Origin of the sequence: Actimicrobium sp. GrIS 1.19, from assembly GCF_035984655.1 — a bacterium.
Taxonomy (GTDB): Bacteria; Pseudomonadota; Gammaproteobacteria; order Burkholderiales; family Burkholderiaceae_D; genus Actimicrobium.
In genome coordinates this window covers 1-10,699 of record NZ_JAXCHT010000049.1, presented here as the reverse complement: position 1 = coordinate 10,699, position 10,699 = coordinate 1, and the positions used below count along the sequence as shown (strand labels likewise).

Here is a 10,699-nt window from a genome sequence, read left to right as displayed (position 1 = left end):
TGGAAAGCGGCCCTGAACCGGTTCACCATCATGTTCGACGAGCGTATGCCCCAGCATTAACAATTTCCCGATTACACAAAATCGCGGACACCCTCCGAACAGGCGGAATTCGATTTGTTCCGCGTTTCCCTAGGTTCGGGCACCGTAGTCTATCTGATCGGCCCAACGAATTCCGTTAATGCGACAGAACCAAATCACGGTACCCCACAAGACTCGACGGACTTCCCGGTTTATAACTACAAAATATCGCCGGAATTCACATTTTTTTCAATATTGTTGATGTAAGCATTTTGATCATGTCCTACATAGCCACCAAGAGCTTGACGATAAATAGCTTCGGAGGATGCACCTGCCCCTAGCTTATCCTTGGCCTCGTTTTTATAATCGGCCAAATGCTGCATGCCGCTAAGTAACTGTACGGCCGGATTGCCGTCTAATTCTTTACGCGCCAACAGCCTGCCAGTATCACTTTCTTTAATAACACCGCGATAACCAGGACGCGCCCAAACGCCTCCGTCAAGGATCCCGGTCGTAACTTGAAGTAAGCCGATAGAAGGGCCGCCCGACTCCCAATTGCGATCACGGTCTCCTATGCAAGAGGGATCGCCATTCGATTCAATGCGATATTGACGTTTTACCAATTCAGGATCAAGACCGAACTTTTTGGCATTGGCATCAATAAAATGGTCATAGTCGGCTTTGTTTTTCAACTGACTTCCGCTCGCTTTGGCATCTCGCAACATGCCACTCGAAATATATTCTGTGCCAGCCCGGTCTGTACGGATATAGGATTTGGACAAAGAAAAAGGGTCATCCGAATGCCCTTCTCCTGCTGCATGATGCCCTTCTCCTGCTGCATGATGCCCTTCTCCTGCCGCATGATGCCCTTCTCCTGCCGCATGATGCCCTTCTCCTGCCGCATGATGCCCGCCGCCATAACCCGGTTCGTTCCAATGTCCGCCCGTGCTACGCCCTACCATTTCTGTTGACATATAGATTCCTATTTACCCAGACAATGATTTTTCCGCAACTGTCGGTTGTGTGATCGAATTACAGGAGCCACGAGTGGCTCGTATTTTTTCAATATCATTAAGCAAGTTACTGTAGATGAGTAAAATTAAATCTCACTCCGTTCCATTCGGGCTTTCACGAGGCGGAAAACAGGATGGCGGCAGACACTGCTGTTTGAAATCTGAATCGATTGCCTGTCTGACGAATTCGCAATAGCAGGCCTTGCAGGCAGGGGGCGTGGTGACGAGTACGAGTATTTTCGGCGTGGTTCAAACGAGGGTCACACGCGCCGCGTAGATTGTTGCGGTTGAGCGATACTGTTGGGCGTTGGTGCACTTCAAAGTCGAAGGCGACAGTCCCCCAGCCCCTATCCGATTATGCTGCCATTTTTTGACTGCGAACGGAGTTTGGGCGTGCGGCGGCCAACATGCGGTTTAACACAGCGACCCCGATGGCAGCTTCGGTTTGTTGCGCCGCAAACCCTCGTGAACGCAGCCGAGGGCCAATCAAGGATTTGTAGCAGCCCATAATTGTCTCGACCAAGGCGCGCTGTCCATAGCCAGTGGCGGTTCGCCAGGCCAACCGGCCTTCTGTGTTGATCTTCGGCATGGTTCAAAAAGAGCCTATTTGGGGTTACACAGACGAGAAAAATCATTCCGCTAAACGATAGCGGAATGCAAAGTTTTCGAATCTCAGTGAAGCTGCAAACGAAGGCGCAGGTAGACGCCTTCTGGTTCAACTCAAGCGCGCTTAAACAGAGTGAATCCCAGCAGTTCGAGCCAATGCGGATGGCTTTGCCCGGTCAGCAATCGTTTGGGACTTTTGCCGATACGTTCGGGAATTTCGCTACGCGAAAAAGTGCGATGATTCAGAAAGAACTGGAGCAATCCGAGGTAAGAGGAATTGAGCTGCTTGCGCAGGAAGAAATAATTGCGCAGCCGGGAATTGAGATTCTCCACGAGGGAGCTGGCGCGTGGGGTACGTTTCATGGCATCGACAACAGTATCGAGAACGCCCTGGAATTTGCCGGCGAACTTGGCGCTCAACTGACCGCAGCGTTGCCAGTAGGCCGCGCAGGCCGGCGACTTCCGCTGCAATAGGCAAACATCCCGCACGAGATCGAGCGAAACCTTGAAATTCATGGCGATGGTTGCCAGCTTTTGATCGAGCACACCGGCGAATCCCAGCAGGTCGTCGCGCTGGTTTTCCAATGCCACGCGTACCGGGCGAATACGATCGGCATCCAAAGGTTCTCGCTGCAATAGTTCGGCGACGGCGAAATCGAAAAGCATTTGGCGTTGGTCCAAATCCGGACCCGCCAGCGCCAGAATATCGTGGCTCAACCACTGCACCAATGTCTTCACGTCTCGCGCCAATTGAACCGCTTGCCCTTGTGTTTGCAGCGCTGTCTTCCATTGCGCAAATAGCGCTTCCAGGACACCCTTGTCTTTGGCAGCTTGTATTTTCGCTTCCAGCTTCTTGCGCTGTGTCACCGTGCCCTTTCCCACACGGGAAAGTAAATTCGCCAGCGTTTCGCAAGTATGCTGGATGTGGAAAACATCGCCGTGACAAGGCGTATCGTCATACACCTCTTTGTGGCCAGCCCGCAGCCCGGTGCCGGCATCAACGATGAAGCGCTCTGGCGCAAGTCCTTGATCCTTGGCATAGAGCAAATTGATCGCCCACGTGTCGCCGTCCCGGCGCTCAGCGCACTCCAGCAAATAACAAAAGGTGGACGCCGCGTCGACGCCTGCCAGCACCGGGGTGGAGCCTTGGAAAATCTCGTCCAGCAAACCATCGCGGATCGCCGAAAAATCCTGGGCGCGATTGATCCCCGCGGCTTGCTTGGCTGCCTCCTGCAGCCGGTTGTGAATGGTGCTCCTGCTCATGGAAATGTCGAACACATCGCGCAGCAATTCCTTTACGCCGCCGTACGAACTATGACACGTGAGCACCAACGAAATCATCAATTGCTTCAGCCATGATTTGCTGACCGGCAGATTAAACAGCACATCGTCATCGTTCTTGTCTGAAAACTTTTCATCCAGTGCTTCCTTGGCTTTATGTTTTTGCCGGTAAATATATTTTCGGCTGATTCCCTCGCTTGCCGACAAGCCGGATATCGATTCAGTTTTCGATAGCGATGAAATCGCAATGCTCTTGCGTTTTTCCTGCGTCAGTGTCTTGGCGATTGGTAAGGCTTGCATGCCGATTCTCGATCCGAAAAATTGGGATATCGAGTATCGCCGATCATCGCGTTTCGTCAAACTTTTGTTACCTTCATTTGAACCAAGCCCAATTATCTGATTGGCCTCGGTACGGTCGAGCAACGGATGTTGATTCTTATCGATATCGACAAGCTAATATCAGGCGGTGAGATGAGGATGCTTGAAAAGCTCGCCGCATAATGAGTCATTTGGTGGAAAATGCTGATCGTCCGCTATTGGCCGATTGCTGTTTTTGGCATGGGCATGAAGCGTACAGTACGGGGGCGCGGGTGCACTTCTTCTTGCCAAATGTCGCCGATTTGTGCGTTCGCTCCCAATGCGCCAGTTATACACGTGTCAGCACCATCTACCAGAAACCGACACGCAGTTCCAAGATTGAAGCTACTGGTGCCGCTTTCAACCAGCGGCACGTCGTTGCCGCAAGCATCAGCTGTAGCTTTGCTGAGGGTGAGCGTCCGCAGTGGCGTAATTCTTATTCGATTTGGTTGCGTCGCCAGGCTTTGCACCATGGATCGGTTTGCGTTCAGCGCCACGTCTCGAAGTGGGTGACATCTTTTCCCTGTTGTCCACCGCGACAGGATTCGAAGGACGTGATGCCGGTGGATTTCTCGCGGCGGGTGGCTTTGGTCGATCGGGTGCAGGCTGTGCGCCGAAAAGTTGTGGCGACGTGACTGGGTTGCCTGATCCAGGCACTGGGAGAGGATTTGGCAAAGATTGTGGTTGTGCCATCGACACAGGTCTCGTAATACCGTGTTCGTGTGAGGCTTCATTATCCGGTGTCAGCGGATGGGGAAGAGCAGCAACTGGCGCGGCTGCTTTGTTGGGCACGACAGGCTGAACGGGTGCTGCGGCATGCCCTTGATTTGGTGGGTGTTGGTGGACCTGTGCCATTTCCGCATGAACCATTTGTGGTGGTGGCAACGCAGCCGACGGGTGCCCTGCGACATACGACTGAATTGCCTTTGCAGAGATTGGTTCGGGGGCGGCAACCCTGACCACCGGCGGCAGCGATGCGGCCAGATGGGCCTGTGCTGGAACGGAAAAATTCACCGATTGTCCGCTTGCGGTGGCACTTGCCGGCGCGACGATGGTGACGTTGGTCACGTTTCTGATGTTCGTCAGATTGTTCGTGACGTTGTTATTGCTGATGGCATTGTTGGTGACAGAATTATTGTTGTAAGTATTGTTGCTATTGCTGTTGACGTGAATTTGCATCCCTTCATTCACCACTGGCGGCGCGCTGACGACGACCGCAGGTGCGGTGCCGATCGGCGCCGGAATAATCAATCCCAAACGCGACCCAGGTGGCGCCGGTACAAACACACCCTCTGGACCGACAGGTCGAAGACCGATTGCCACACCCATGGTTACTTGAGCAACAGCGATATTGATATTGGGCGCCGGTGGCACGAATGACACGCCTGGTGCGGCCCAAAATCCATTCACGAACAGCACCGAGCCGCCACGGTTTTCATAATAGGGATTTACCCATCCGTAACCCGGTTGTGGAGGCGCGGCCCAGCGACCGTGTGCCCACACCCAGTTGCCCTGCCAGACCCAGTAGCCGCCCGTCCAGATCGCATCTGGATAGGGCCGATAGGGCACCGTTTCCACCAGCATTGGCGGTGGCGCCCACTGCACGCGAATCGGGGGCGGCTGATACATCGGCGGTTCGACATAGACGCTCACGACCGGTTGTGGTGCCGGCGCCAGATAAACTACCTCGGCGGGCGGACGTACATAGACCCGGGGTGGATAAACTGGCGTGGCTGCGCAGCCAGTCAGCAACACAGAGATGGCGAATGAAAGTTTTTTCACGGATTGTCCTGAGTGGAAATGTAAAAGCGGTGATCGTTGGTTTCCTTTCGTCCAACGTCGGACAGAACGCATCTACATACCAACAATCTGTCAATCCTGTAAGTAAACGTAAACAATCATCCGCGGTCGCGGTAGGGACAGTGAGTGTGGTCAGCCAATTTGATGGTCCAATATTCATGATTGTTAGCACCGACGAGTTTTTGCCCCAGAGTGCCTACATCGACTGACCCACCCTGGCCTTTGGCAAGCATTGCTGCGTCTACCTCTGCGTCAGTTCGGGTGGGTCAGTGAAAATCGGTCGGGTGGTTCAAAAACTCGTCGGCGCCAACAGCTGTGTTAAGCCAGCATGCTGGCCCCCGCACGCCCAAACTCCGTTCGCAGGCAAAAAATGACCGCATAACCGGGCAGGGGTTGGGGGGATTGTCGCCGTCGACTTTGAAGCGCACCAACCGCCAATAGACGCCGGTATGATGCGGATGCCAGCTTTTCAAGCTACTCAATTCAGGAACCGTCATGTCGTTGTATCGCAATCCTATTGCGCGCCAGATCCGGGCACGCCCGCGTATCTTTATTGCAGCCATGATTGCACTGATCGTTGGGGCGGCATTGCCCGTGTCGGTTGCTTCCCACCTTGCCACGCGGTTGTTGATCACTTGGAATACAGGAACTTGTCTGTACGTCGTCCTAGCCGCAGTAATGATGGTCAGATCTTCGCAACGAACCATGTACCGCCGCGCCCTGTTGCAGGATGACGGCCAGCGCATATTGCTTTTTTTGGTGGTCGTCACGAGCGTGGCCAGTTTGGTAGCCATTGCAATGGAGCTGGCAGTGGTCAAGGACATGCATGGGCTCATCAAGAGTGCGCACATTGCGCTCGCCGGCATGACGGTACTGTCGTCGTGGGCGTTCATCCAAGTGATGTTTTCGTTGCATTACGCACACGATTACTATCTAGCACGCCATCGTAATGAGCCGTGTGGTCTGCAGTTTCCGGAAGAAGAGCAACCAGGGTATGGCGACTTCTTTTATTTCGCCGCAGTCATCGGGACCTCCGGTCAAACTGCTGATGTCTCATTTACATCCAAATCGATGCGCCGTATTGGCGCAGTGCATTGCATCCTAGCTTATCTCTTTAACACGGTGGTGCTTGCGCTATTAATCAACATCGGGGCAAGTCTGTTTTGAACAATCTCGAAAATCTCCAATGCTGTTCAACCTCGACAGAACGTTGAACGATTTGATCAGGGCCGGACGCGAAAGTTTGTCGTACAGTGATTCGGCGCCGATGCTTCTCTGTTGACCTCTTCCAACGAAGGAATACCCATGCGACTTCCCCTCATTGCACCCGCCGATCTCACGCCCGAACAGTCAATCCTGTACCAGGACATGCGCAAGGGAATTGCCGGCAACTTCAATACATTCAAAGTCGAGCGCGAAGATGGCGCATTGATGGGGCCGTGGAATCCGTGGCTGCATGAGCCGGCAATCGGCAAAGCGATCTGGGATCTGACGCTCGCCATGACTGCCAACGCAAGCTTGCCTGACAACGTGCGTCAGATTGCGATCCTCGTGGTCGGGGCGCGGTACGACGCGGCTTACGAAATCTATGCCCACATTGCCGTTGCTGAGCACGAGGGCATGTCAGAGCAGCGACTAGCGACGCTGGTGGCTGATCTCAAGCCCGCCGATCTCACTACGCAGGAGAGTCTAGCCTACGATCTGTCATACGCTCTCAGCCGAGGGGGCGTGCTTCCGGAGCCGCTTTATCGTCTCGCGGTCAGCACCTTCGGCCAGCATGGCACCAACGAGCTGATTTATCTGGTCGGCCTGTATGCCATGGTATCCACTACGCTCAACGGCTTCAATGTTCCGGTACCAGAGCGTGAGTAATGGCCTCCGGAAAAGCTGGCTGGACACGGCGGCTGCGCCACGCGAGTGCGCCAAGCCGTGTGCCACGGCGTTCGAAAGCATTGCACTTTTGCTTCAGGGCGGTGGTGCGCTCGGTGCGTATCAAGCCGGCGTGTACGAGAAGCTCGTCGAGTCGGGTATCGAGCCGACCTGGGTTGCCGGCATTTCAATTGGGGCAATCAACGCCGCCATCATTGCCGGTAATCCGCGCCAGGATCGGGTTGGGAAGTTGCACGAGTTCTGGAATCTCGTCAGTGATGCAGGCGATCATGGATTGAGTGATTACTGGTCCTCTTTACTGCGCGGCGATGCCCAGCGTGAATTGGGTAACCAGCTTGCCGCCGGCCGGATCATGGCAAAAGGGGTTTCCGGATTTTTTGAGCCGCGCATGCCACCGCCTTATCTTATGCCCAACGGCGGTGGCGCAACCAGTTACTACGATACCAGCGCACTCAAGCTAACGTTGGAGCGGCTCGTGGACTTCGACCGGATCAACGCCAAGGAAATGCGTTTCAGCGTAGGGGCCGTCAATGTTGGAACTGGCAATTTTTCTTATTTCGATAACGAAAGCCACCTCATCCGTGCGGCGCATGTCATGGCAAGCGGCGCACTTCCGCCGGCATTCGATGCGGTCGAAATCGACGGCGAGTTTTACTGGGATGGCGGACTGGTCTCGAACACGCCACTCGACTGGGTCCTGTCGTCACGCTCCGGCCTGGACACCCTGGTGCTGCAGGTCGATCTCTGGAGTGCACGCGGCATGATCCCGGAGAATTTCACGCAGGTTGCCGTGCGGATGAAGGAGGTTCAGTTTTCAAGCCGCACGCGTGCAGCCACCGATGCCTTCTGCAAGTTGCAGAAACTGCGTGCCACCTTCAATGACCTGTTGGCGCAGCTGCCGCCGAACCTGGCCGCAACGCCTGCCGCAAGGATGCTTGCAGAAGCGTCCGATCCTGCGGTCTACAACATCGTGCAGTTGATCTATCGGTCCGCCAACTACGAAGGACAGTCAAAGGACTTCGAATTCTCCCGGCGGACCATGGAAGAGCATTGGCGCGCTGGCTACGATGACGCCACCACTACGCTGCTGCATCCCGAAGTGCTGACACTCCCCAGCACGGCGCAGGGCGTGGCGATATACGATTTCGTGAGCAAGGCAGGGCGCGTGTAGTGTCTGATCGTCGGTTCATGCGAGGTATCGTCGTCGGTTCCGATAGTTGGAGCCCAAAAAACATGAACATTGTTTTTAGCTTTGCCGACGAGGTTCAAACACGGGTACCACGCCCTAAGCAGTTAGCTGCAGGCTTTACCGTGATCGCCGTGGAACCCTTTTGATTTGGCATCAGCTTCTGGCATGTAGGAGCCAGCCTTGGTCTTGCCGTAATACTTTGTATTTTCGCAGTGGTAGACCTTGGTACCGCTGTTCACCCAAACCTGACCAGTACCACCTCCAGCAGCAGGCGCCTTCGCCGTTACGGGCGTCGTGGCCTTGGTCGTTGCGGTCGTTGCCACCGAAGGGGCTGGGGCAACTTTATTGGCGGTCGCCGGAGTAGCAGGACTAGCAAGAGTAGCGGATGGAGCCGCAGGAACACTGGTAGCGGGAGCAATTGGAGACGTAGCAACGGATGCGGCGCTCTTTGTTCCGTACCATTCCTTCACACCCTTGTGTCCGGAACAAGCGCCACTTTTTGTCGCACCTGAAAAATAGGTGCCATCTTTGCATTCGGCGGTGCTGCCGGCCGGTGCATCAGCGGGAGATTGCGCGAAGGCAACGACCGAAGTGAGCAGCGCGGTGACGACACTTGCGACGATGAACAATGTTTTCATGTTTGAGCCCGTTGGGTGAGTGATTCCGTTGTGCTGCGAAGGAAGTTTGTCTTTGTCTGCTTATTTCGACGAAACAGTACTTTTTGCCGAGGTAGCCGATGCTTCTTTCTCCGCTGCTTTCTTGTTAGCCAAGTGGCGCCCCATTACACAACCGCCGACCGCACCAACGATAGCGTGGTGACCGGCATAGTGTCCGGCAATCCCACCGACGGCCGCGCCTTTGAGGCAGCCTTTGGCGTTTGCGGTATTAGATACTCCTGCTAGTGCAATGACGCACAACATGGCAACGGCGATGTTCGATTTCATGGATGTCCCTTTGTGCGTCGACGGTGTCGCTCTGAATAACCTTAACGTAACTGGAATGAGGCACGGTTGACACCGTTCTGACATTCCGGTCACGAACCGCTCGGGTAGGCACAGCTTATTGCTAAGCCGCATCCCCCTATAAACCGTGCGATGGGCGCTAACGCGGAGCGCCTATAGCGTCGCCAGCATGGCGAGCACGGCGAGGGCCATCATCGTCGTGGCCAGCCAGCCGAGTATGCGCAGGCGGGCGGTGATCGTGAACCGGCCCATGATCTCGGGCCGTACCGCCATCAACATCATTACAACCATGATGGGCACCGAAATGACACCGTTGATGACCGCACTCCAGTACAGCGCCTTGATTGGGTCGATGGCGGTGAATCCCAGCGCGATACCGATCAGCGTCGACACGGTAATGATTCCATAAAAGGCTTTGGCGTTGAGGGGCGTGTCTTCCAGGCTGTTCTTCCAGTTGAATGTGCCAGCCATCGCATAGGCGGACGATCCGGCCAGTACCGGAATGGCGAGCAGGCCGGTGCCGATAATGCCGGCGCTAAACAAAAAAAAGGCGAACTCGCCGGCAATTGGCCGTAGTGCCGTGGCCGCTTGTGCCGAGCTCTGGATGTCGGTGATGCCGTGCAGATTCAGCGTGACCGCGGTAGTGAGGATGATGAAGAACGCCACCAGATTCGAAAAGCCCATACCGATCCAGGTATCCATCTTGATGCGCCGCAGCGCCTTTGATGCCTGATCGGGCGCAGCGACCAATGGCTGCGCGTGCGGATCGGCCAGCTGGTCTTCGACTTCCTGTGAAGCCTGCCAGAAAAACAGATACGGACTGATGGTGGTGCCAAACACGGCGACGACGGTGGTCATGTATTCCTTTTGCCACGACAAATGGGGCGCCAGCGCCCGTGTCAGTACCTGCGCCCAGGGAATCCGCACCACAAATACCGTGGCGACATAGGCCAGCAGTGCCAGCGTCAGCCATTTCAGCAGGCGCACGTAGCGCCGGTATGGAATGAACACCTGCAGCAGCAACGACAGCACACCGAATAGCACGGCATGCAGGGGCGCCGAGCCGCCGGCAATGAGCTTCATGGCTTCCCCCATGGCTGAGACATCGGCGGCGATGTTGATGGTGTTGGCGATGAGCAGCAGCCCGACCACCGCATACAGCAGCCAGGCCGGATAGTGACGGCGGATATTGGTGGCGAGTCCATGTCCGCTGACCCGGCCGATGCGCGCGCTGACGACCTGAATGCCGACCATCAACGGATAGGTAAACAATACGGTCCAGAGCATGTTGAAACCAAATTGCGCCCCCGCCTGCGAATAGGTGGCAATACCGCTTGGGTCGTCATCGGCGGCGCCAGTAATCAGCCCGGGGCCCAGTTTCTTGAACCAGGATTGTTGTTGGTGCTGGGTCGGGCGGGGCGATGAGGGCATCGGTTGTTTTCCGGACGAAAAGTGGAGCAACAGGACTACGGGAATTCTACCGTCAACGGGGGTGTCAGGTATTTTGTGTAAACGGGTTTTCGTTTAAGCCTGCGGCACCCGGTCTTCAAACTGGATGGCGAAGCGATTTAATGCCGCTTTCC

Annotated in this window: 10 protein-coding genes and 2 pseudogenes; 4 read left to right on the top strand and 8 right to left on the bottom strand. The window is 55.4% G+C overall.

Features of this window, described 5'->3' with window-relative positions:
• Positions 1-236: 236 nt before the first annotated feature.
• The 3 genes and pseudogenes from RCH09_RS18900 to RCH09_RS18890 form a co-directional block, all read right to left on the bottom strand.
• Positions 237-992 carry a hypothetical protein gene (locus RCH09_RS18900; RefSeq protein ID WP_326942698.1) on the bottom strand — a complete coding sequence of 252 codons (756 nt, stop codon included), beginning with the start codon at positions 990-992 and terminating at the stop codon, positions 237-239.
• A gap of 394 nt (positions 993-1,386) precedes the next feature.
• Positions 1,387-1,602, bottom strand: a pseudogene (locus RCH09_RS18895) (IS5/IS1182 family transposase); the annotation flags it as partial.
• 149 nt (positions 1,603-1,751) lie between these two features.
• Positions 1,752-3,218, bottom strand: a complete 1,467-nt coding sequence (locus RCH09_RS18890) for a hypothetical protein (RefSeq protein ID WP_326942697.1) — start codon at positions 3,216-3,218, stop codon at positions 1,752-1,754.
• Positions 3,219-3,308: 90 nt separating this feature from the next.
• On the opposite strand from RCH09_RS18890, the pseudogene RCH09_RS18885 reads away from it, so the two are divergent.
• A pseudogene (locus RCH09_RS18885) lies at positions 3,309-3,419 on the top strand (chemotaxis protein CheW); the annotation flags it as partial.
• A 246-nt stretch (positions 3,420-3,665) separates the two neighbouring features.
• Here the strand turns inward: RCH09_RS18885 and RCH09_RS18880 are convergent.
• Both RCH09_RS18880 and RCH09_RS18875 read right to left on the bottom strand, forming a co-directional pair.
• Positions 3,666-5,057, bottom strand: coding sequence for a hypothetical protein (locus tag RCH09_RS18880; protein WP_326942696.1), 1,392 nt, complete (start codon positions 5,055-5,057; stop codon positions 3,666-3,668).
• Positions 5,058-5,341: 284 nt separating this feature from the next.
• Complete coding sequence (locus tag RCH09_RS18875) at positions 5,342-5,572, bottom strand: hypothetical protein (RefSeq protein WP_326942695.1); 231 nt, start codon at positions 5,570-5,572, stop codon at positions 5,342-5,344.
• Here RCH09_RS18875 and RCH09_RS18870 point away from each other — a divergent pair.
• The 3 genes from RCH09_RS18870 to RCH09_RS18860 all read left to right on the top strand — a co-directional run bounded on the left by RCH09_RS18870 (position 5,571) and on the right by RCH09_RS18860 (position 8,136).
• On the top strand, positions 5,571-6,242 hold the full coding sequence (locus tag RCH09_RS18870; RefSeq protein ID WP_326942694.1) for a DUF1345 domain-containing protein: 672 nt from the start codon (positions 5,571-5,573) through the stop codon (positions 6,240-6,242). The two genes, RCH09_RS18875 and RCH09_RS18870, sit on opposite strands and share 2 nt — an antisense overlap.
• A gap of 138 nt (positions 6,243-6,380) precedes the next feature.
• Positions 6,381-6,947: a carboxymuconolactone decarboxylase family protein gene (locus RCH09_RS18865; RefSeq protein ID WP_326942693.1), complete on the top strand. Its 567-nt coding sequence runs from the start codon at positions 6,381-6,383 to the stop codon at positions 6,945-6,947.
• Complete coding sequence (locus tag RCH09_RS18860; protein ID WP_326942692.1) at positions 6,889-8,136, top strand: DUF3734 domain-containing protein; 1,248 nt, start codon at positions 6,889-6,891, stop codon at positions 8,134-8,136. Before RCH09_RS18865 ends, RCH09_RS18860 begins: the two co-directional genes overlap by 59 nt.
• A gap of 122 nt (positions 8,137-8,258) precedes the next feature.
• Here the strand turns inward: RCH09_RS18860 and RCH09_RS18855 are convergent, their stop codons facing one another.
• From RCH09_RS18855 to RCH09_RS18845, 3 genes are all read right to left on the bottom strand, one after another.
• Positions 8,259-8,792, bottom strand: coding sequence for a DUF3761 domain-containing protein (locus tag RCH09_RS18855; protein WP_326942691.1), 534 nt, complete (start codon positions 8,790-8,792; stop codon positions 8,259-8,261).
• A gap of 60 nt (positions 8,793-8,852) precedes the next feature.
• Positions 8,853-9,098, bottom strand: coding sequence for a hypothetical protein (locus RCH09_RS18850; protein ID WP_326942690.1), 246 nt, complete (start codon positions 9,096-9,098; stop codon positions 8,853-8,855).
• A gap of 171 nt (positions 9,099-9,269) precedes the next feature.
• On the bottom strand, positions 9,270-10,547 hold the full coding sequence (locus tag RCH09_RS18845) for an NRAMP family divalent metal transporter (protein ID WP_326942689.1): 1,278 nt from the start codon (positions 10,545-10,547) through the stop codon (positions 9,270-9,272).
• Between the last annotated feature and the right edge of the window lie 152 nt (positions 10,548-10,699).

Excerpts from the sequence above, each read along its gene's own strand:
- RCH09_RS18900 (WP_326942698.1), bottom strand. The coding sequence starts at position 992 with ATGTCAACAGAAATGGTAGGGCGTAGCACGGGCGGACATTGGAACGAA.
- RCH09_RS18890 (WP_326942697.1), bottom strand. The coding sequence starts at position 3,218 with ATGCAAGCCTTACCAATCGCCAAGACACTGACGCAGGAAAAACGCAAG.
- RCH09_RS18870 (WP_326942694.1), top strand. The coding sequence starts at position 5,571 with ATGTCGTTGTATCGCAATCCTATTGCGCGCCAGATCCGGGCACGCCCG.
- RCH09_RS18875 (WP_326942695.1), bottom strand. The coding sequence starts at position 5,572 with ATGACGGTTCCTGAATTGAGTAGCTTGAAAAGCTGGCATCCGCATCAT.
- RCH09_RS18865 (WP_326942693.1), top strand. The coding sequence starts at position 6,381 with ATGCGACTTCCCCTCATTGCACCCGCCGATCTCACGCCCGAACAGTCA.
- RCH09_RS18860 (WP_326942692.1), top strand. The coding sequence starts at position 6,889 with ATGCCATGGTATCCACTACGCTCAACGGCTTCAATGTTCCGGTACCAG.
- RCH09_RS18855 (WP_326942691.1), bottom strand. The coding sequence starts at position 8,792 with ATGAAAACATTGTTCATCGTCGCAAGTGTCGTCACCGCGCTGCTCACT.
- RCH09_RS18850 (WP_326942690.1), bottom strand. The coding sequence starts at position 9,098 with ATGAAATCGAACATCGCCGTTGCCATGTTGTGCGTCATTGCACTAGCA.
- RCH09_RS18845 (WP_326942689.1), bottom strand. The coding sequence starts at position 10,547 with ATGCCCTCATCGCCCCGCCCGACCCAGCACCAACAACAATCCTGGTTC.